Source organism: Agrobacterium genomosp. 13 str. CFBP 6927, from assembly GCA_900012615.1.
GTDB lineage: Bacteria > Pseudomonadota > Alphaproteobacteria > Rhizobiales > Rhizobiaceae > Agrobacterium.
Genome location: LT009757.1, coordinates 677,242 through 696,939, shown reverse-complemented (window position 1 = coordinate 696,939; position 19,698 = coordinate 677,242). Strand labels below are relative to the sequence as shown.

General features: G+C 59.6%; 16 protein-coding genes and 1 riboswitch. Of the genes, 9 read left to right on the top strand and 7 right to left on the bottom strand.

Annotated features, from left to right (window positions below; all coding sequences use genetic code 11):
- Window positions 1-39 precede the first annotated feature (39 nt).
- From AGR13A_RS17415 to AGR13A_RS17400, 4 genes are all read left to right on the top strand, one after another.
- Window positions 40-2,043, top strand: a complete 2,004-nt coding sequence (locus AGR13A_RS17415; protein ID WP_080838010.1) for an acetyl-CoA carboxylase biotin carboxylase subunit — start codon at window positions 40-42, stop codon at window positions 2,041-2,043.
- Between the two features lie 133 nt (window positions 2,044-2,176).
- Window positions 2,177-4,318: a methylmalonyl-CoA mutase gene (gene scpA, locus AGR13A_RS17410; protein ID WP_080838007.1), complete on the top strand. Its 2,142-nt coding sequence runs from the start codon at window positions 2,177-2,179 to the stop codon at window positions 4,316-4,318.
- A gap of 13 nt (window positions 4,319-4,331) precedes the next feature.
- Window positions 4,332-4,748, top strand: a complete 417-nt coding sequence (gene mce, locus AGR13A_RS17405) for a methylmalonyl-CoA epimerase (protein ID WP_080838003.1) — start codon at window positions 4,332-4,334, stop codon at window positions 4,746-4,748.
- Window positions 4,749-4,920: 172 nt separating this feature from the next.
- On the top strand, window positions 4,921-6,465 hold the full coding sequence (locus AGR13A_RS17400; protein WP_080838001.1) for a glycerol-3-phosphate dehydrogenase: 1,545 nt from the start codon (window positions 4,921-4,923) through the stop codon (window positions 6,463-6,465).
- A 50-nt stretch (window positions 6,466-6,515) separates the two neighbouring features.
- On the opposite strand, the gene AGR13A_RS17395 is transcribed toward AGR13A_RS17400, so the two are convergent.
- Window positions 6,516-6,893 (bottom strand): metalloregulator ArsR/SmtB family transcription factor, encoded by a 378-nt coding sequence (locus AGR13A_RS17395; RefSeq protein WP_035222633.1) that lies wholly within the window; start codon window positions 6,891-6,893, stop codon window positions 6,516-6,518.
- Between the two features lie 174 nt (window positions 6,894-7,067).
- On the opposite strand from AGR13A_RS17395, the gene AGR13A_RS17390 reads away from it, so the two are divergent.
- The gene (locus tag AGR13A_RS17390; protein WP_080837999.1) at window positions 7,068-7,964 is read left to right on the top strand and encodes an acyl-CoA desaturase; all 897 of its coding nucleotides are present in this window, start codon (window positions 7,068-7,070) and stop codon (window positions 7,962-7,964) included.
- 49 nt (window positions 7,965-8,013) lie between these two features.
- On the opposite strand, the gene AGR13A_RS17385 is transcribed toward AGR13A_RS17390, so the two are convergent.
- Window positions 8,014-9,249 carry an ROK family transcriptional regulator gene (locus tag AGR13A_RS17385; RefSeq protein ID WP_080837996.1) on the bottom strand — a complete coding sequence of 412 codons (1,236 nt, stop codon included), beginning with the start codon at window positions 9,247-9,249 and terminating at the stop codon, window positions 8,014-8,016.
- A gap of 240 nt (window positions 9,250-9,489) precedes the next feature.
- Between AGR13A_RS17385 and xylF the strand changes: the two genes are divergently transcribed.
- From xylF to metE, 4 genes are all read left to right on the top strand, one after another.
- Complete coding sequence (xylF, locus tag AGR13A_RS17380) at window positions 9,490-10,530, top strand: D-xylose ABC transporter substrate-binding protein (RefSeq protein WP_035222640.1); 1,041 nt, start codon at window positions 9,490-9,492, stop codon at window positions 10,528-10,530.
- Window positions 10,531-10,710: 180 nt separating this feature from the next.
- Complete coding sequence (locus AGR13A_RS17375; RefSeq protein WP_080837993.1) at window positions 10,711-12,024, top strand: sugar ABC transporter permease; 1,314 nt, start codon at window positions 10,711-10,713, stop codon at window positions 12,022-12,024.
- Window positions 12,025-12,042: 18 nt separating this feature from the next.
- Window positions 12,043-12,825 carry an ATP-binding cassette domain-containing protein gene (locus AGR13A_RS17370; protein WP_035222645.1) on the top strand — a complete coding sequence of 261 codons (783 nt, stop codon included), beginning with the start codon at window positions 12,043-12,045 and terminating at the stop codon, window positions 12,823-12,825.
- 61 nt (window positions 12,826-12,886) lie between these two features.
- Window positions 12,887-13,103: riboswitch (cobalamin riboswitch) on the top strand.
- Window positions 13,104-13,203: 100 nt separating this feature from the next.
- Window positions 13,204-15,552 (top strand): 5-methyltetrahydropteroyltriglutamate--homocysteine S-methyltransferase, encoded by a 2,349-nt coding sequence (metE, locus tag AGR13A_RS17365; protein WP_080840278.1) that lies wholly within the window; start codon window positions 13,204-13,206, stop codon window positions 15,550-15,552.
- A 182-nt stretch (window positions 15,553-15,734) separates the two neighbouring features.
- On the opposite strand, the gene AGR13A_RS17360 is transcribed toward metE, so the two are convergent.
- From AGR13A_RS17360 to AGR13A_RS17340, 5 genes are all read right to left on the bottom strand, one after another.
- Window positions 15,735-15,968: a hypothetical protein gene (locus AGR13A_RS17360; RefSeq protein WP_035222648.1), complete on the bottom strand. Its 234-nt coding sequence runs from the start codon at window positions 15,966-15,968 to the stop codon at window positions 15,735-15,737.
- Window positions 15,969-16,062: 94 nt separating this feature from the next.
- Entirely contained in the window at window positions 16,063-16,500 is a 438-nt protein-coding gene (locus AGR13A_RS17355; RefSeq protein ID WP_080837989.1) for a helix-turn-helix domain-containing protein, read from the bottom strand.
- 136 nt (window positions 16,501-16,636) lie between these two features.
- Window positions 16,637-17,779, bottom strand: coding sequence for a hypothetical protein (locus AGR13A_RS17350; RefSeq protein WP_080837986.1), 1,143 nt, complete (start codon window positions 17,777-17,779; stop codon window positions 16,637-16,639).
- Window positions 17,776-18,486, bottom strand: a complete 711-nt coding sequence (locus AGR13A_RS17345; RefSeq protein WP_080837980.1) for a TfuA-like protein — start codon at window positions 18,484-18,486, stop codon at window positions 17,776-17,778. Before AGR13A_RS17345 ends, AGR13A_RS17350 begins: the two co-directional genes overlap by 4 nt.
- Entirely contained in the window at window positions 18,486-19,694 is a 1,209-nt protein-coding gene (locus tag AGR13A_RS17340) for a YcaO-like family protein (protein WP_080837975.1), read from the bottom strand. The genes AGR13A_RS17345 and AGR13A_RS17340 overlap by 1 nt, the downstream gene beginning before the upstream one ends.
- Window positions 19,695-19,698: the final 4 nt, after the last annotated feature.

Here is a 19,698-nt window from a genome sequence, read left to right as displayed (position 1 = left end):
CGGCATTTGCCGTGAGGGGAAGAGGGGGAGAATAACCGCATGATCAAGAAAATCCTCATCGCCAATCGCGGCGAGATCGCCTGCCGGGTCATCAAGACGGCGAAGAAAATGGGCATCGCCACTGTCGCGGTCTATTCGGATGCGGATGCCAATGCGCTGCATGTGAGACAAGCGGATGAGGCCGTTCATATCGGCCCGGCCCCTTCGTCGCAGTCCTATATCGTCATCGACAGGATTCTTGAGGCAATAGCGAAGACCGGGGCGGATGCTGTTCATCCCGGTTACGGTTTCCTGTCGGAAAATGCGGCCTTTGCCGAGGCGCTGGAAAAGGCGGGCGTCGTTTTCATCGGTCCGCCTGTTGGCGCCATCAAGGCCATGGGCGATAAGATCACCTCCAAGAAACTGGCTGCGAAAGCGGGCGTTTCCACCGTTCCCGGCCATATGGGGCTGATCGAGGATGCGGATGAGGCGGTGAGGATCGCTTCGCAGATCGGTTATCCCGTCATGATCAAGGCGTCGGCCGGCGGCGGCGGTAAGGGCATGCGCATCGCTTTCAACGATGCCGAGGCGCGCGAGGGTTTCCATTCCTCGAAAAACGAGGCGAAATCCTCCTTTGGCGACGACCGCATCTTCATCGAAAAATTCGTCACCCAGCCGCGCCACATTGAAATTCAGGTGCTGGGCGACAAGCACGGCAACACACTTTATCTGGGTGAGCGCGAATGCTCAATCCAGCGGCGTAACCAGAAAGTCATAGAGGAAGCGCCATCACCCTTTCTGGACGAAGCGACCCGCAAAGCCATGGGCGAGCAAGCCGTGGCGCTGGCGAGAGCCGTCGGTTACCACTCGGCCGGCACGGTGGAATTCATCGTCGATGGCGAGAGGAATTTCTACTTTCTGGAAATGAACACCCGCCTGCAGGTGGAACATCCGGTAACGGAACTCATCACCGGCATCGATCTGGTTGAGCAGATGATCCGTGTGGCATCAGGTGAAAAGCTCTCCTTCGGGCAGGCGGATATGAAGCTGAACGGCTGGGCCATCGAAAGCCGGCTTTATGCCGAAGACCCCTACCGCAACTTCCTGCCCTCCATCGGCCGGCTGACGCGTTATCGCCCACCGCAGGAAGGTGCGCAGGCGAACGGAACGGTTATCCGCAACGATACCGGCGTCTTCGAAGGTGGCGAAATCTCGATGTATTACGATCCGATGATCGCCAAGCTGTGCGCTCTAGGCAAGGATCGTGAAACCGCCATCGACGCCATGGGGCAGGCGCTGGATCGTTTCGAGGTGGAGGGTATCGGCCACAATCTGCCCTTCCTGTCGGCCGTCATGCAGCATGAGCGTTTCCGCGCTGGCCGCCTGACGACGGGTTTTATCGCGGAAGAGTTTCCGGAAGGGTTTTCCGGCGCGGAACCGGATGAGGCCACGGCGTGCCAGCTTTCCGCCATCGCCGCCATCATCCATCAGCGGCTGCAGAGCCGCGCGGTCGAAATTTCCGGCACCATCGGCAATCACCGCCGCATTGTTGGCCAGGACTGGGCGGTGTCGTTTGGTGCTTCTCGCCACAGGGTCGCCGTTGAAACCGGCACGGATGGCACGGCGGTCCGTTTTGAAGACGGGGCGGCGCTCACCGTCGATACCGGCTGGCTTCCCGGCCAGAGCCTTGGCCTGTTCACGGTGGAAGGTGAGGTTATCGCCGCCAAGGTCGATCTTGCAGGTGCTGCGATCCGCCTGCGCTGGCGCGGCATGGATATTCGTGCCCATGTGCGTAGCCCGCGTGTGGCGGAACTGGCGCTGCTGATGCCGGAAAAGCTACCGCCGGATACCTCGAAACTGCTGCTTTGCCCCATGCCGGGCGTCATCACCGGTATTTCGGTGGGTGAGGGCGATGAGGTGGAGGCCGGGCAGGCGCTGGCGACGGTGGAGGCCATGAAGATGGAAAACATCCTGCGTGCGGAAAAACGCGGCCGCGTTGCCAGAGTGGCGGCAAAACCGGGCGACAGCCTTGCGGTGGATGAAGTGATCCTCGAATTCGAGTGATGGCCGCTGCCGTTTTTCCGGAACGCATGTGGGCCGGAGCGGTTTACGGGGTCGGACCTGCGGGCGGATTGTTCGATTTTCGTCACGATCACCCGCCACAGTGCTAAAATGAAATGCACAAGGGGAGAGATGCATGTCGGGTGAAAAAACGGTGCGGGATTGGCTGCAGCTTGCCGAAAAGGAGCTGAAGCGCTCACCGGAAACGCTCGTCTGGCACACGCCCGAAGGCATCGAGGTCAAGCCGCTCTATACGGCTGACGATCTTCAAAAGATTTCCCATCTCGACAGCCTGCCGGGCTTTTCGCCTTTCACGCGCGGCCCGCGTGCCACCATGTATGCCGGGCGGCCCTGGACCATCCGTCAATATGCCGGTTTTTCCACGGCCGAAGCCTCGAACGCCTTTTACCGCAAGGCGCTCGCCGCCGGCCAGCAGGGCGTTTCCGTTGCCTTCGATCTCGCCACTCATCGCGGTTATGACAGCGATCACCCGCGCGTCGAAGGCGATGTCGGTAAGGCGGGCGTGGCGATCGACAGCGTCGAAGACATGAAAATCCTGTTCGACGGCATCCCGCTCGAAAAAGTCTCGGTGTCGATGACCATGAATGGCGCGGTCATTCCGGTGCTCGCCAGTTTCATCGTTGCGGGGGAAGAACAGGGCGTTCCTCGCGCCGCCCTTTCCGGCACCATCCAGAACGATATCCTCAAGGAGTTCATGGTCCGCAATACCTATATCTATCCGCCGGAACCCTCGATGCGGATCATTGCCGACATCATCGAATATACGGCGAAGGAGATGCCGAAATTCAACTCCATCTCCATTTCCGGCTATCACATGCAGGAAGCGGGTGCGACGCTCGTGCAGGAGCTTGCCTTCACGCTGGCGGATGGCCGCGAATATGTGCGCGCTGCTTTGGCCAAGGGGCTGAATGTCGATGATTTCGCCGGGCGCCTGTCGTTCTTTTTCGCCATCGGCATGAATTTCTTCATGGAGGCGGCCAAGCTTCGCGCCGCGCGCCTGCTCTGGTCGCGCATCATGGAGGAGTTCAAGCCGCAGAAGGCGTCGTCGCTGATGCTGCGCACCCATTGCCAGACGTCGGGCGTCTCGCTGCAGGAACAGGACCCCTATAACAATATCGTCCGCACCGCCTTTGAGGCCATGTCCGCCGTGCTCGGCGGCACGCAGTCGCTGCACACCAACTCCTTCGATGAGGCGATTGCCCTGCCGACGGAGTTTTCCGCCCGCATCGCCCGCAATACCCAGCTTATCCTTCAGCACGAAACCGGTATTACCAAGGTGGTCGATCCGTTGGCCGGCTCCTATTATGTCGAGAGCCTGACGGACGAGCTGGCAGAGAAGGCCTGGGCGCTGATCGAGGAGGTCGAGGCGCTTGGCGGTATGACCAAGGCAGTTGCGGAAGGCCTGCCGAAACGGCTGATCGAGGAGGCGGCGACACGCCGCCAGGCGGCGGTGGACAAGGGCGAAGAGGTTATCGTCGGCGTCAACCGTTACCGTCTCGAAAACGAAGAGGATATTGATGTTCTCGATATCGACAACGCCGCCGTGCGCGCCGCGCAGATCCGCCGCATCGAAGAAACGCGCCGTCGCCGCGATGGCAAGGACGTGACCGCCGCTTTGGCAGCACTTTCCGAGATCGCCCGCAGCGGCAAGGGCAATATTCTCGAAGCCGCCGTTGTCGCTGCCCGCGCCCGCGCCACGGTGGGAGAGATTTCCGATGCGCTGCGTGCGGCCTTCGGCGACCATGCCGCCGTGCCGGAAGTGGTGAGCGATATATACGGCGAGGCCTATAAGGACGAGCCGGAACTTGCCACGCTCGCCGCCCGGCTTTCCGGTGTGGCTGAGAGGATCGGCACCAAGCCGCGCATCATGGTCGCCAAACTCGGGCAGGACGGGCATGATCGCGGCGCGAAGGTCATCGCCTCCGCCTTCGGCGATATCGGTTTCGATGTGCTGGCCGGCCCCCTGTTTCAGACACCCGTTGAAGCGGCTGATCTCGCCATCCAGAACAGGGTGCATGTGGTCGGCATGTCGTCGCTTGCCGCTGGCCACAAGACGCTTGCGCCGCAGCTGGTCGAGGCGCTGAAAAAGAAGGGCGCGGAAGACATTATCGTCGTTGTTGGCGGCGTCATTCCACGGCAGGATTATCAGTTCCTGCTCGACCACGGTGTCTCGGCGATTTTCGGCCCCGGCACCAATGTCATGGATGCCGCCAACAAGGTCCTTGACCTGCTCGAAGGCGTCAGGCGGAACGCGTGAGGGAAAGACGGCCATGTTCGGAAGATTGAATCACGTCGCCATCGCGGTGCCCGATCTCGAAGCCGCCATTGCCCGCTACAGGCTGTTGGGCGCAGATGTCTCGGAACCGCAATCCCTGCCGGAACACGGTGTGACCGTGGTTTTCATTCAGGCTGAAAATACCAAGATCGAACTTCTTTATCCGCTCGGCGAAAATTCGCCGATTGCCGCTTTTCTCGAGAGAAATCCGGGCGGCGGCACGCATCATCTCTGCTTCGAAGTGCCTGATATTCTCGCGGCCCGCGACGATCTCGTCAAAAAAGGCGTTCGAATTCTGGGGGACGGCGAGCCGAAGATCGGCGCGCATGGCAATCCCGTTCTTTTCCTGCATCCGAAGGATATGGGCGGCGTGCTCTATGAGCTTGAGCAGGTTTCCCCGACACATGGCTGAAACACAGACCCCGTAAGAGGCTGGCCATACGGTGGACGGCGCGCAGCGGCCGTTCATCTTTGCCGGAACGTGTTTCGTTTGTTTTCTTTTGACATTCGTTTTGTTTTCGTTTTTATGGCAATTGTCTTTCAACGATGGGGACACGATCCCCCGACGCTGTCGTGGAGGCTCTATGTCCGGCGAGAATATTTTCGATCTTTTTGTCATCGGTGGCGGTATCAATGGCTGCGGCATTGCCCGCGATGCCGTGGGCAGGGGCTATTCCGTGGCGCTTGCGGAAAAGGGTGATTTCGCTTCGGGCACGTCTTCCGCCGCCACCAAGCTCATTCATGGCGGCCTGCGTTATCTCGAACATTACGAGTTTCGTCTGGTGCGCGAAGCGCTGATGGAGCGGGAAATCCTCTGGGCCATGGCCCCGCATGTCATCTGGCCCATGCGTTTCGTTTTGCCCATCCAGAAAGGCGGCGTGCGCCCGGCATGGATGGTGCGGCTCGGCCTGTTCCTTTATGACAATCTCGGCGGCCGCAAGCTTCTGCCGGCGACACGCACGCTCGATCTTCGCAAGGACCCGGCGGGCAAGCCGCTGAAGCCGGCTTTCACCAGGGCCTTCGAATATTCCGACGGCTGGGTGGATGACGCCCGTTTCGTGGTCCTCAACGCGCGCGACGCGGCGGATCGCGGCGCGACAATCATGAACCGCACGCGGGTCGTTTCCGCACGGCGCGAAGGCGGCTTGTGGCTCATCGAGACGCTGGATGAAAAAACCGGACGCGCGGCCACGCACAAGGCGCGTATGCTGGTCAATGCCGCGGGTCCCTGGGTGGACAATGTGCTTTCCGGCGTCTTCGGCCGCAACGACGTACATAATGTCCGGCTCGTTCAGGGCAGCCATATCATCGTGCGCAGGAAGTTTTCCGACCCGCGCGCCTATTTCTTCCAGAACCCGGATAACCGCATCATCTTCGCCATTCCCTATGAGCGAGATTTCACGCTGATCGGCACCACGGACCGCGATTACAAGGGCGATCCGGCTAGGGTTCGCATCTCCGAAGATGAAATTTCCTATCTCTGCAACGCGGCCAGCGAATATTTCAATGAGCCGGTTCGGCCGGAAGATATCGTCTGGACCTATTCCGGTGTGCGGCCGCTTTTTGATGACGGCGCTTCGAAAGCGCAGGAAGCGACGCGCGATTATGTGCTGAAAGTGGAAGAGGGGGAAGGCGAAGCGCCGCTTCTCAATATTTTCGGTGGCAAGCTGACCACCTATCGGCGGCTGGCGGAACATGCGCTGGAAAAGATCGGCGCGGCGATTGGCGAAAAGGGTAAGCCGTGGACGGCGGGCTCGCATCTTCCCGGCGGCGATTTCGGCGTCGAAAGATATGAGGCGCAGGTGCAGGCGCTTGTCTCCCGTTATCCCTTCCTCGATGGCCGTCATGCCGAGCGGCTTGTCAGAAACTACGGCACCAAGGCAGTGGAACTGTTGGGCAGCGCCACCGATGTCTCCGGCCTCGGCCGGCATTTTGGCGGCACGCTCTACGAATGCGAGGTGCGCTGGCTGATCGAGCATGAATGGGCCTGCGCGGCCGAGGACATTCTCTGGCGACGCACGAAACAGGGTCTGCGCCTGAGCAAGGACGAGGCCGCCGGTCTGGATGCATTCGTGGCAACACTGGCGGGTGGCGAGGAAAAGGCTGAAGCCGTGGTGGAGCGAGCCTGAGCATCAGCGATACGAACTCCGCAGCACGTTGAACGGTCTCTATCGAGCGTTCATCGCTCCTTTGTGCTTTTTTTCAACTCTGCCAATACCTTGCTCTCTTTCTTAAGCGGTCGCCCTACAGGGCAGACGTCTTGAACAAAGCTGTTGAGTGTATTCACCAGCTTGTTCGGCGTCAGCGAGTAGCGGATGAATTGGCCTTCGCGTTTGCCCGAGATCAAGCCAGCGGTTTCCAGCACATTGAGATGCTGCGAGATGGAGGGTTTCGACATGTCAAAGCGTGCAGCTATTTCACCAGCCGTAAGATCCGAATGGGTGAGATAGGCCAGGATTTTGCGGCGTGGGGCTGATGCCAGTGCCTCAAAAACAAGCTGCATGGGCGGAGTTGTTACCTGCTCGGCCAGCTTTTCCGAATCGTTCTCCTGCTCCATCACATACTCCTGCCTTCCCTGAATGATTCCAAATGCCGAAAATTAAACTAATTAGCTAATTGCCTAATTGGTAAAACCGGCTATAAAGGTAATTAGCTCATAGACTAAATGACTACCACCCGTTGGTTGATGGCACAAGGCTGCGTGCGGGCAAGTCAGGAAAAGGGCGGATGGATGACGACGATTTCCACAGGGCGTATGATCTCGCAAGCGCTGAGTGATGCAAGGGAGGGGCGCGTATGCTGGATGCCGGCGAAGTCGGTGTGGACGGGCGCGATGACGGCGGTGGCGGTTATCTTCGGGCCGCTGACATTTTCCTGGGGTGGCTTTACTCTGTTCGTCATCATGACCGCGATCACCATTTGTGCCGGACATTCGGTGGGAATGCACAGGCTGCTGATCCACCGCTCCTTCCGCACCGGCAAGCCGGTTGAACGTGTCTTGGTCTATCTGGGGACGCTTGTCGGCATGGCCGGACCTTTCGGCATGATCTACGCACATGACATACGCGATTGGGCGCAGCGGCAAATAGCATGCCATGACCTGTTCGCCCACCGGCGGTCCTTCTTTGTCGACGCCTGGTGGCAGATGCACTGCGCAGTCATACTCAAGCATCCGCCGATGTTCCTCATTGAGCCGGAGGTCGCAAATGACCGATTCTACTGGTTCCTGGAGCGTAGCTGGATGGCGCAGCAACTGCCCTGGACACTGTTGTTCTATTTTCTCGGTGGCTGGAGTTGGGTGGTTTGGGGCATCGCAGTGCGCATTTCGGTGTCGTTGACCGGGCATTGGCTTGTCGGCCACTATGCGCATCGTGGAGGCCAACAGGTGTGGGCAGTCGATAATGTCGCTGTGCAGGGCTACAATATTCCGACAGCAGCAGTGCTCACTTTCGGCGAATCCTTTCATGGTAACCACCACGCTTTTCCGGAATCGGCACGGCTCGGCCTGGAGCCGGGACAGATTGATCTTGGCTGGAATTTTATCCAGTTGCTTGCAAGGCTTGGTATCGCTACTGCGGTTAAATTGCCGGAAAATACTGCTCATCGCGAAGGCCTGCGTCGGCTTTAGCGAAGCGGCGAATGGTTGTGTCTCGTTACGGACGACCGTTTGGCACCTGTCAAATCGGGGAACTCCTTCCCGCTCTCTCAGGGCCGTCGGCGCTCAGGATGTAGTCGTCGGCGGCCGAAAGCGCGTGCTCCATATGCCCTTCAAACACTAGCTCCGGTTCGTCGGGCGCAATGCCAATTTTTGGCATGCCGCCGAAACGTACTGCCTGCGATTGTGCAAGGCCGTCGTGAAGACCGCTTTCCAGAAGATCGAAATAGCGTGTGCCGGGGCCGGTGATGAAAACCGGCATATGGCCATGCAGGCTGAACAGGCGCGAAAGACCGTTGCCGAGAGCAAGCCCGGCGGTGCGGAAGGCAAAACGCGCCATGCGCGCGCCGGCACGGGCTGACGCGGCAATCTTGTCCACCTCGGCAACAGGGACGAATTTCGCCGGTTCGGCCTGCGGCGGCGCTTCGAAAGCGGAGCGCAGGATCGCATAAAACCCGGAATAGGCCTCGATACAGCCTCTTGTGCCGCAGCGGCACAGCGCGCCATCGGCGAGATGCAGCATGTGGCCGAAATTGGGAGCGCTGACCTCGATCGCCCCTTCGGTGCCCGTGCGGGCAATGCCGAGACCGATGCTGTGGCCGAGCGAAAGCGTAACAAGCGCCTCCGGCGCCGGGCGTTCCTTCGCCTGCTCCCTCATCCAGACGGCTTTTGCGGCAAGCAGGGTTTCATTGTTCAGCGTCACGCGGATACGTCCGTCCCCGGAAACCAATTGCTGGAAATCGATCCTTTCATTGCCGAGCACGGGTGACCAAACGAGGGTGGCCGTTGCGGCATCCACAAGCCCCTTGCTGCTGATCGATACCTGAAGAATATCGTACCGGTCGATGCGCGAACGATCCGCAAGCCGTGCCAGCCCGGTCAGAATCGATTGTCCGAACGTACCTTTTTCAGCCGCGATCCTTTGTTCGGTAAAGCGGTCCACCAGCTTGCCGGCGTAGTCGACCAGCGAATATTGCACGCTGTCGGACGAAATGATGATGATGGCAACGTGGCAATAGGCGCCGCGCGGCCCAAAAAGAATGCGCGGCCGTCCACGTCCGGCAGCGGCAAGCTGCTCTTTGCGCAAAATGAGGCCGGCGCGTTCCAGTTCCATGGTGATGGCGGAAACGGTGGCGGAGGCAAGTCCGGTGAAGGACGACATCTCGGTATGGGAAAGGCTGCCATGCAGGCGCAGGGCCGCCATCACAGACAGGCTGTTTTTCTGGCGCACCAGTTCCGTACTTGCAATGGCGGACATGGGCTGGGGCCTGCTCCCTGAACGGCTTTTTCCTGTCGTGCTCCCCTGTCTGATGGCGCATGCCACAGACAAGATCAAGACACCCGGATGCTGCCCGCGGCCGTTGTTGACAGCATTAGGAATCTCTGACATTAATTTTCTCGACTGTCGAGAAAATTGTGAAACCACAGAGACCGGCAGCTTTTTTCCGGGCGTTTTTCTGCATGGAGGTGCAGGTTTCGCCCTTACCGGGAGGACATCATGAATTCATTTGCCAAGCTTCTGGCGGGTACGGCCGTACTCGTTTCCCTGCACACTGCCGCCATGGCCGCTGATCTCGTCGTCGGCGTTTCCTGGTCGAATTTCCAGGAAGAGCGCTGGAAAACGGATGAGGCGGCCATCAAGGCGGCGCTCGACAAGGCCGGTGCGAAATACATCTCCGCCGACGCGCAATCATCGGCCGCAAAGCAGCTGACCGACGTGGAATCGCTGATTTCCCAGGGCGCAAATGCGCTGATCATCCTGGCGCAGGACAGCGACGCGATTGGCCCGGCCGTTGAAAAGGCCGTTGCCGAAGGTATTCCAGTCGTCGGTTACGACCGCCTGATCGAAAACCAGAACGCCTTCTACATCACCTTCGACAACAAGGAAGTCGGCCGTCTGCAGGCTGCCGAAGTCTTCAAGGTGAAGCCGGAAGGCAATTACGTCTTCATCAAGGGCTCCTCTTCCGATCCGAATGCGGACTTCCTGTTTGCGGGTCAGCAGGAAGTGCTGAAGGCCGCTATCGACGGCGGCAAGATCAAGAATGTCGGCGAAGCCTATACCGATGGCTGGAAGCCGGAAAACGCCCAGAAGAACATGGAACAGTTCCTGACCAAGAATAACAACAAGGTCGATGCGGTCGTCGCCTCGAATGACGGAACGGCCGGTGGCGCCATCGCCGCTCTCGCCGCGCAGGGCCTTGCAGGTTCGGTTCCGGTTTCCGGTCAGGATGCCGATTTCGCCGCGCTCAACCGTGTCGCGCTCGGCACGCAGACGGTGTCGGTCTGGAAGGACAGCCGTGAACTCGGCAAGGAAGCAGCCGGCATCGCGCTGGAACTGGCCGGCGGCAAGAAGATGACCGAGATCAAGGGTGTCTCCACCTTTGAAGGCGGTCCGAAAAAAGTGAAGATGCAGTCGGTCTTCCTCAAGCCTATCGCCATCACGAAGGACAATCTGAACGTCGTCATCGACGCCGGCTGGATCAAGAAGGAAACGGCCTGCCAGGGCGTGAAGGCTAAAACGGTCAAAGCCTGCGATTGATCGAATAGGTCCCGGTTCGGGCGCTGCGCCATGGCTCATGGCGCGGCGCCTTTAGAGCATTTCCAGGAAAAGTGGAGCCCGGTTTTCCCTTCGGAAATGCGCCAGAACAAAGATTTGGAGCGTTTTCGCGTTTAAGGAAAAAGCGAAAACGCTCTAAGATGTGAGGAGCACCGGCAGTTCATGGCCGATATGACCCAGTCCAATACTACAGCGTCGCAAAAGACGGAAAAAACAGGCTCGATAGCCCGTTTCATCAACGCCACGGAGCTGGATACCCGCCTGCTCGGCATGGTCGGCGCGCTTCTTCTGATCTGGATCGGATTTCATATCCTGTCCGGCGGCCTGTTCCTGACGCCGAGAAACCTCTGGAACCTCTCCGTGCAGACCGCCTCCGTGGCTGTCATGGCAACCGGCATGGTGCTCGTCATCGTCACCCGCAACATCGACCTTTCGGTCGGGTCGATCCTCGGTTTTTCCGGCATGATCATGGGTGTCATGCAGGCGGAAATCCTGCCGCAGATCCTCGGCTTCGAACATTGGGCGACATGGATCGTCACGCTTCTGGTCGGCATTCTCGTTGGCGGCGCCATCGGCATGCTGCAGGGCTCCATCATCGCCTTCCTGAACGTGCCGTCCTTCATCGTTACGCTCGGCGGCCTGCTGGTCTGGCGCGGCGGCACCTGGTTCATCACCAGCGGCCGCACCGTGGCGCCGATGGATTCCACCTTTCGCCTGATGGGCGGCGGCACCAGCGGTTCGATCGGCGCGACATGGAGCTGGATCGCAGCCGTCGTCGCCTGCGTCGCCATCGTTGCGGCCATTCTGAATTCACGTCATCAGCGCCGCCGTTTCGGTTTTCCGTTGCGGCCGGTCTGGGCGGAATATTTTCTGGTGGCGCTCGGCTGCCTCGTGGTTGTCGGTTTTGTCGCGGTGGTCAACAGCTACCCCTGGCCGGTCAACATCGCCCGCAACTATGCCGATGCCAATGGCATAACCTGGCCTGAAGGCGGTCTGTTCATTTCGCACGGCATCGCCATTCCGGTGTTGATGGCGCTTGCCGTGGGTGCGGTCATGACCTTCATCGCCACAAGGCTGCGCTTCGGACGTTATGTCTTTGCCATCGGCGGCAATCCGGAAGCGGCGGAACTCGCCGGCATCAAGACCCGCTGGGTCACGGTGAAGATATTCACGCTGATGGGCGTTCTGTGCGCCATCGCCGCGGCCATCTCGACCGCCCGCCTCAATGCCGCCACCAATGCGCAGGGCGAGCTCGACGAGCTCTATACCATTGCGGCGGCCGTCATCGGCGGCACTTCTCTTGCCGGCGGTGTCGGAACCATAGCGGGCGCGATGCTCGGCGCGCTCGTCATGCAATCGCTGCAATCCGGCATGGTGCTGGTGGGCATCGATACGCCCTTCCAGCGCATCGTCGTCGGTGTGGTTCTGGTCGTCGCCGTCTGGCTCGACACCATCTACCGCGCCCGCGCCAAGTAAGAACCGAGGAGAACTCCTATGACGGACCAAGTCACGCCCCTCGTGGAAATGCGCAATATTTCCATTTCCTTCGGCGGTATCCATGCGGTGGAAAACGCCTCTGTCGATCTTTTCCCCGGTGAGGTGGTTGCCCTTCTCGGCCATAATGGCGCGGGCAAATCGACCCTGATCAAAATCCTCTCCGGCGCCTATCGGCGCGATGGCGGCGATATTCTCATCAACGGCGAGGATGCGGATATCCGCAATCCCCGCGATGCCAAGAAATACGGTATCGAGACCATCTACCAGACGCTGGCCGTAGCCGACAATGTCGATGCGGCTGCCAATCTTTATCTCGGTCGTGAGCTGAAGACGAAATGGGGCACGCTTGACGATGTCGCCATGGAAGCCTCGGCCCGCGAGGTGATGGGGCGTCTCAACCCCAATTTCCGGCGGTTCAAGGAGCCGGTGAAGGCGTTGTCCGGCGGCCAGCGACAGTCCGTCGCCATTGCCCGCGCCATTCTGTTCGATGCCCGCATCCTCATCATGGACGAGCCGACGGCCGCACTCGGCCCGCAGGAAACGGCGCAGGTGGGCGATCTCGTCAAGGAGCTGAAACGGCAGGGCATCGGCATCTTCCTCATCAGCCACGATATTCACGATGTCTTTGATCTGGCCGACAGGGTCTTCGTGATGAAGAACGGCAAGGTGGTGGGCCATGCACGGACAGAGGATGTCACCAAGGACGAGGTTCTCGGCATGATCATTCTGGGCAAGGTGCCGCCCGGTGCGGTGCCGGGGCCGGGTGCGGTCGCGCTCTGAGCTCAGTGAAATAAAGATATAAAGATTTCTTTATGTCTATTGACATCGTGACGCCCGTGGTGAGAAATGCGGGTGTCATGGTTCTCCGGGCCTGATTATTTCAATCCCGGAGCTAAGAGGGAATCCGGTGCGCCGTTTTATCGGCAAGACCGGAGCTGCCCCCGCAACTGTAAGCGGCGAGCCTTTGTCCATCCACGTCACTGGGGTGAAAGCCCCGGGAAGACGGGCAAAGGCGACGACCCGTAAGCCAGGAGACCTGCCAGGACAAAATAACGTCCACGGGCGGGGTGTCCCGGTGGTTGCTGCAATGGTCCGGCAAAGGCCGGGCCTGCACGCGTCCGCTTTACCCATGCCCCCACAACCAAATGGGGTATGACAATGCCAAATAAGACCATTCCAGTCGCATCGCTCGGTTTTCCGAGGATCGGACGCCATCGTGAACTGAAGTTCGCGCTTGAAGGCTTCTGGTCCGGAAAGATTTCCGAGACGGAACTGCGCGAAACCGCCACCCGGCTGCGCGCCGAAAACTGGGCGCTTCAGCGTGAGAAGGGGATCACCCACATCCCTTCCAACGATTTTTCCTTCTACGATCATGTCCTCGATACGGCCGTGATGGTGGGCGCCATTCCATCCCTCTACGGATGGACGGACGGAGAGGTTCCCCTGTCGACCTATTTCGCCATGGCGCGCGGCAGCCAGAGCGAAGGCCATGCAGGTTGCGGCCATGCGCATGAAGGACATTCCCATCACGCACAGGGTGTTCCGGCGCTGGAAATGACCAAATGGTTCGACACCAATTATCACTACATGGTGCCGGAGATTTCAGAGGATCAGCATTTCGTGCTCACCTCACAAAAGCCCGTCGACCACTTCCTTGAGGCGAAGGCGCTCGGCATCCACACGCGTCCGGTTATTCTCGGCCCGGTCACGTTCCTGAAACTTGCCAAGGCGCGTGGGGCAGCGTTCAAGCCGCTCGATCTGCTGGCAAGGCTGCTGCCGGTCTATGAAGAACTGCTGCGCCGGCTGCGGGCTGTCGGCGCGGACTGGGTGCAGATCGACGAACCGGTTGCCGTTCTGGACCTTTCCGAGGGCGAACGCCATGCGCTCACTGTGACCTATCAGGCTTTGTCGAAAGCCGCGCCGGATCTGAAAATCCTCGTCGCGACCTATTTCGGTGGTCTTGAGGATAATCTGGAGGCTGTTACAGCACTTCCGGTCACGGCTATTCATATTGATCTGGTGCGTGCGCCGGGTGAGTTTGAGGCGGTGCTGAAGGCTTTGCCCGCAAGCCGTGTCCTGTCGCTTGGCGTCATCGACGGTCGCAACATCTGGCGCGCAGATCTCGCCGCGATCATCGACCGGTTGGAAGCCGCCATTGCCGAACGCGGCGTGGAGGCGTTTCAAATCGCATCCTCCTGCTCGCTGTTGCATGTTCCGGTCGATCTCGAACTGGAGACCGGCCTCGATGCCGATCTGAAAAGCTGGCTTTCCTTCGCCACCCAGAAACTCGGCGAACTTGCCACGCTCGGCAGGGCGCTTGGTGAGGGCAGGGCCGCAGTCGCGGTGGAGGTGGCGGCTGCCTCCGGGGCCGTCGCCGCACGTGCATCCTCGCCAAAGGTGACGGACCCCGCCGTGCAGAACCGTATCGCGATGATTGCTGAGGCTGACAAGAAGCGGGCGAGCGCATTTGCCGAGCGACAGAAGGTGCAGTCGCAGGCTATTGCGCTGCCGCTTTTCCCGACAACCACCATCGGCTCTTTCCCGCAGACGCCTGAGGTGCGAAAGGCTCGCTCCGCACATTCGAAGGGCGCCCTGACCGATGCGCAATATGAAAAATTCCTGCAGAAGGAAACCGAAGCGACCATACGCTGGCAGGAGGAAATCGGCCTCGACGTCCTCGTTCACGGCGAGTTCGAGCGCAACGACATGGTGCAATATTTCGGCGAGCAGCTTTCCGGTTTCGCCTTTACCCAGCATGCGTGGGTGCAGAGCTACGGCTCGCGTTACGTGCGCCCGCCGATCATTTTCGGCGATGTGTCGCGACCGAGGCCGATGACGGTCCGCTGGTGGGAATATTCCCAGTCGCTGACCGAAAAGCCGGTCAAGGGCATGTTGACGGGACCGGTGACGATCCTCAACTGGTCCTTCGTTCGCGACGATATCGCCAGAAGCCTGACCTGCCGCCAGATCGCGCTCGCCATCCGCGATGAGGTCAATGATCTCGAGGCAGCCGGTGCTAAGATGATCCAGATTGATGAGGCGGCGCTGCGTGAGGGTCTGCCGCTTCGGCATCGGGACTGGCAGGATTATCTCGGCTGGGCGGTGGAATCCTTCCGTATTTGCTCAAGCGGTGTTGAGGACCGGACGCAGGTTCACACCCATATGTGCTATTCGGAGTTCAACCAGATTATCGATGCCATCGCGGCCATGGATGCGGATGTAATCTCCATCGAGACCTCGCGGTCGAAGATGGAACTGCTGGATGCCTTCCGGACTTACAAATATCCGAACCAGATCGGCCCCGGCGTTTACGACATCCACTCGCCGCGCGTCCCGGCCGTGGTAGAAATGGTCGATCTCCTGGCGCTGGCGCGGCAGCGGCTTGACGACCGGCAGCTCTGGATCAATCCGGATTGCGGCCTGAAAACCCGCAAATGGGAAGAGGTGAGGCCCGCGCTCGTCAACATGGTCGCTGCGGCCGCCGAACTTCGCCGGGCAGTGCCCTGATATGAAGCGAGGCCCGGCAAAACCGGGCCTCGCTTGCATGAAGAAAAATTGGGGAGGGGTATATGTCCGGCAGGATGGAGCCGGCCGGACCGGAAAACCGAAGAACGATCCCGAGGGTCTGCGACTGGAGGTCGGTGTGGACGCTCGATTCGTGGTCTATGCCATTGCTGCCCCGGAGGCTTTCAATGCAGATCGGTGGGTGCGAAACCGCTGCCGTTCAGCTCTGCGCCTGCCGGCGGCAGACCGTGCTGATTGATGTCCTGGGCCAGCGATAACAACGCCATTTCGAGGAAATAGGTCGACATGCCCAGATCCATGGATTTCGAACGCTGGCAAAGATAGGAAACCATCCTACCAAGCGCGAGAATCTCGTCTGCATTGTCCTGTTCAAGTATTGCTGTGGTAGACGCCGCCATGCTTCCCTCTCGACAATCGACAGTATGAAAACGCTTTGATATTGCGTTGTTCATTTTCGACCACATCGAGCGTCACGCGAGCGTCACACCTGCGTCAATCGTCGTTTTTGTTTGCCGGCACAGCCGCATTTTCTGCCGTTTCGGTCGCAGCCAGCGATGTGACGAGTGCAACAATGCTTCTACGGACAGAGGTGCTCTTGATCCGGGAGAATGCCTGGTTCAGCGAAAAGCCTTCATTCGAAGCGACGAATGTCTGCATGGCATTGATCGTGCCAAGCGCCGGATTGGCGATGCCGCCATCGGGCGTCGCATTGGCGAACAAGGAGCTGACATCGACACCGAGAACCGACGCAATCGCCTGCAGACGGGACGCGCCGACGCGATTGGCGCCCTTTTCGTACTTCTGAACCTGCTGGAAGGTAATTCCCAATCGACCCGCCAGCGCACTCTGACTCATGCCGAGCGACTTGCGGCGCATTCTGATCTGTGCGCCCACATGTACGTCGATCGGGCTGGGTAGTTTGGCCTGCATATTGAATTCCTCCAGTTGTGAGGTCTTAAATCGGATAATTATCAATTAATATTGTTGAAGGTATACATTCAACACAATTTCCACGGGTATTGTAGCTCACTATTGGCAAAATAGCGCGGTTTTTCTTTTGCCAACCCTATACAGGATCACGATTTATCACCTTGGTTGCACAGCGCAGTGCTCCGTTGCGACTTGCCAGATGGCTCCACCCGGCCACGCCAATAACGTGAAATCCAAGGCTCTCCCATATGTGCCGGTTTTCCTTGTCGAAATCCTCGACCATCTCCGTGTCGCCGAAATGCGGGATCCAGACAAATGGCCGTTTTTGACCGGACCGTGTGACATTCTCCAGAAAGACGTTGTTGTAAAGCCGGGGGAGGCATTTATTCGTATCGATGGCGGGTAGGATCGGGATGGGATTTCTCAGGATCGCAAAGCCTTGCCGCGCCAGCGAAAGAGCCGATGCATCCAGTTTCCGTTTCAGCTCCATGGCGGCACGGCTGGCGCAATCGCCAGGTGCGACCGGATCGGCGACAAGCAGCAGGGGATGGCCATCCCGGTTCAGGCCCGTAACCGAAACGAACTGATCGACATGGAAACCGCATTGATGCATTTTTTCGCCGGGGATTGCCGCGGCGGAAGCCTTTACCATGGAAGAATCCGACCAAGCCGAGGCATTGCCTAAGTCTTCCGGCCGATATCCGAAACTGTGCACGGCCCTGCCGTCAAGCGCCTGAACCTGCTGCCACCGTTCGCTGCGGTCGCTTGAGGTGCTCCTGCCGAAACCCCTGTCATCCTGCAGGCTGGAATGGCCCACCAGCCGAAAGTCAGGGCCAACCAGCTGGTTGCCGCCCGGCAAAACGACATCAATGACGGTCGCTGCAAGCCCCAGGCAATCGGCAAGCGCATCGGCGACAGCATTTGCCGCTGTTACAACCAGTTCGGATGCAGCCTCGCCATTGGTCCGGACATGGAACATATCCTGTATCCAGGGATGCGAAACGCCGGTGTTTCCATCAATTGGAACCAGCACAGCGCCAGGGCGGATTTCCAGCCTGTCCAGCCAGTTTTGCGCCGGCTCGAGACTGATGCGATCGATAAGAATGACCGTCGCCACATCGCAAGGCAGTGCCGATAGCAGGTTTCCGATCGGTACGAGCGGTGACACGATATTGTCAGGCCTGTCAGCCGAAAAAAAAGATGCGGGCAACGCAAGCGCGATGGTGCGGATCAGCCCGCCGCAATCGGGCACCAGAGACCGGGACCGGATGGCGGTCAAGACGCTGTTTCTCCCGCTGTTCGCCGCATGGCCAATTGCTGAAAAAACACCGTGTTCTGGAATTTCCATGATAGCGCCGGAGGAGGCAGCTGTTGGCCGCCAATTAGCGCCAGAAGTCTGGCCGCGTCATTTCGTTTGACGGAAACTGCCCTCTCCGTCAGCAAATTTGCGGTTTCGGAGCCTCTACCGGCCTCGGTTGTGATGGCACGCCATGTTCTGCGGGTAAAATGCAGTTTGCGGGCAGCGCGGAGCAGGGCGTCGTGTTCCTCCGGCTCCATTTTGGCGTGGCACGCTTCCAGCGTCGCTTCGGCATCGACCAGCGCAATCGTCAGCGGGCGATAATCAAGTTCGCCTGGCGCGTGGCTCACCGCCACATCGGCATCGGAAAAACGCTGCCCATCGCGATAGGCTTCGAAGATTTCCCCAATGCCGGTCATGCCGAAGGCCGCACATTCCGCAGCCCTCAGAGCGCCCATGCTGGCAGCGCCGAGAACGGTGACACCGGCTGAGAGTGCATGGAGGATTTCCTTGTGCCAGACGGCGGCACAATCACCATAAAGACCGTCGATCAGCCCGATCACGCGCGCACCCTGCCGGACCGCATCGAAAATGTCTCCGCATGCCGCCGGTCCGTGCAGATCGAAACCGGAAAGATGGTCGCGGGCGATGCCGTGGATGGACGGACCTGCAAAAATGACGGGCTTCATCAAAGCCCTCCGATTTTGAGGAGGCCATGGAGCGCTCGCTGCGATATGTGTTGCAAGCCGCCACCGGCCGGGGAGAGGCCGCTTGCCAGAACCCGCACCACATGCAGGCCGGAGACGCCCGTTTCCAGCGGGAAGACATAGATATCCTCGATCCCGCCAGCGAACAGATGTTCCGCAAGCTTTCGCCATTGTGGCAAGGACGGATCGCCATGGGCAAGATCGAGATTGACCGGGGCCGCTCGCGCTCCTGATCCCGTCGTCCCCGCGCAAGACATGTCCCGCTGGTAACGCAGAGGGGAGAGGTCGTCCCTTGCGCCACTGATATCCGTCAAACGCGATTGTATTGCCTCCAGCAGGGCGGCGATTGCCGCGTCATAGGCGCCGGGACGGCAGGCGGCACCGGCAGCGCTGCGCGTCGCAAGCCCATCCTGCGTATGGACGGATCGGGGCAGGCTCGCCATCACCACCGGCACGCCAAGCGCATTGGTAAGGTCGAAGAAGGATGGCGGCAGACCGATATCCGAAAGATGCTGAACGAGCGTGTCGAAGGAGGCATCGATACCGGCCGGAAACAGCACCGGTCGTGGAGCGACGGTGCGGGTTTCAAATGTATCGACGAGGAAGCAGGCATCATTTTCAATGAGTTCGAGCAAGGCGTGGAGAACGGCATGGTCATGGTCGAAACCGGCGGCAAGACCCTGCGAACTCATGAGGAAGGCTCGCCGGTCCCAGGGGAAATCCGCGCGGAAATCCATGCCGACGAGTTCATAGGGAGCAAAAACGTCCCGCTGCTGGCGAATGGATGTGCCCTTTATCCAGGCGCGCTCGTTTTGCAGATTGAGCATGGCGGGGTCGACCCGGCCGACCGTTTCGAATGGAACGAGTGGAACGCCCTTGTTCTGCATGTCCTGAATGGAACCGAAAACAGCAATATGTTTGCGGGTGTCCTCGGCGACCGCGCCTTCGATCGCTTCCATGACGGCCGAAAGCCGGGCCTGCCCTGCAACAAGACCCTTGCCCTGCGATACCGACAATCCGCGTGAATTGGGCCGCGTCGCGAACCAGACGGGTATGCCGATAATATCGAGACCGGTCACATCGCCAACGCGGGTAATCCCGAACCGCCGAAGCAGTTCGGGATCGAAGAACGAAGCGTCCGCATGTCTTGAAGCCGCTGTCGCTGAATTGGGAGCACCGGCCGCGGTCAAGGCT

Bases quoted from the DNA above. Each gene is read 5' to 3' on its own strand.
- AGR13A_RS17415 (WP_080838010.1), top strand. From the start codon at position 40: ATGATCAAGAAAATCCTCATCGCCAATCGCGGCGAGATCGCCTGCCGG.
- scpA (WP_080838007.1), top strand. From the start codon at position 2,177: ATGTCGGGTGAAAAAACGGTGCGGGATTGGCTGCAGCTTGCCGAAAAG.
- mce (WP_080838003.1), top strand. From the start codon at position 4,332: ATGTTCGGAAGATTGAATCACGTCGCCATCGCGGTGCCCGATCTCGAA.
- AGR13A_RS17400 (WP_080838001.1), top strand. From the start codon at position 4,921: ATGTCCGGCGAGAATATTTTCGATCTTTTTGTCATCGGTGGCGGTATC.
- AGR13A_RS17395 (WP_035222633.1), bottom strand. From the start codon at position 6,893: ATGGAGCAGGAGAACGATTCGGAAAAGCTGGCCGAGCAGGTAACAACT.
- AGR13A_RS17390 (WP_080837999.1), top strand. From the start codon at position 7,068: ATGACGACGATTTCCACAGGGCGTATGATCTCGCAAGCGCTGAGTGAT.
- AGR13A_RS17385 (WP_080837996.1), bottom strand. From the start codon at position 9,249: ATGTCCGCCATTGCAAGTACGGAACTGGTGCGCCAGAAAAACAGCCTG.
- xylF (WP_035222640.1), top strand. From the start codon at position 9,490: ATGAATTCATTTGCCAAGCTTCTGGCGGGTACGGCCGTACTCGTTTCC.
- AGR13A_RS17375 (WP_080837993.1), top strand. From the start codon at position 10,711: ATGGCCGATATGACCCAGTCCAATACTACAGCGTCGCAAAAGACGGAA.
- AGR13A_RS17370 (WP_035222645.1), top strand. From the start codon at position 12,043: ATGACGGACCAAGTCACGCCCCTCGTGGAAATGCGCAATATTTCCATT.
- metE (WP_080840278.1), top strand. From the start codon at position 13,204: ATGCCAAATAAGACCATTCCAGTCGCATCGCTCGGTTTTCCGAGGATC.
- AGR13A_RS17360 (WP_035222648.1), bottom strand. From the start codon at position 15,968: ATGGCGGCGTCTACCACAGCAATACTTGAACAGGACAATGCAGACGAG.
- AGR13A_RS17355 (WP_080837989.1), bottom strand. From the start codon at position 16,500: ATGCAGGCCAAACTACCCAGCCCGATCGACGTACATGTGGGCGCACAG.
- AGR13A_RS17345 (WP_080837980.1), bottom strand. From the start codon at position 18,486: ATGAAGCCCGTCATTTTTGCAGGTCCGTCCATCCACGGCATCGCCCGC.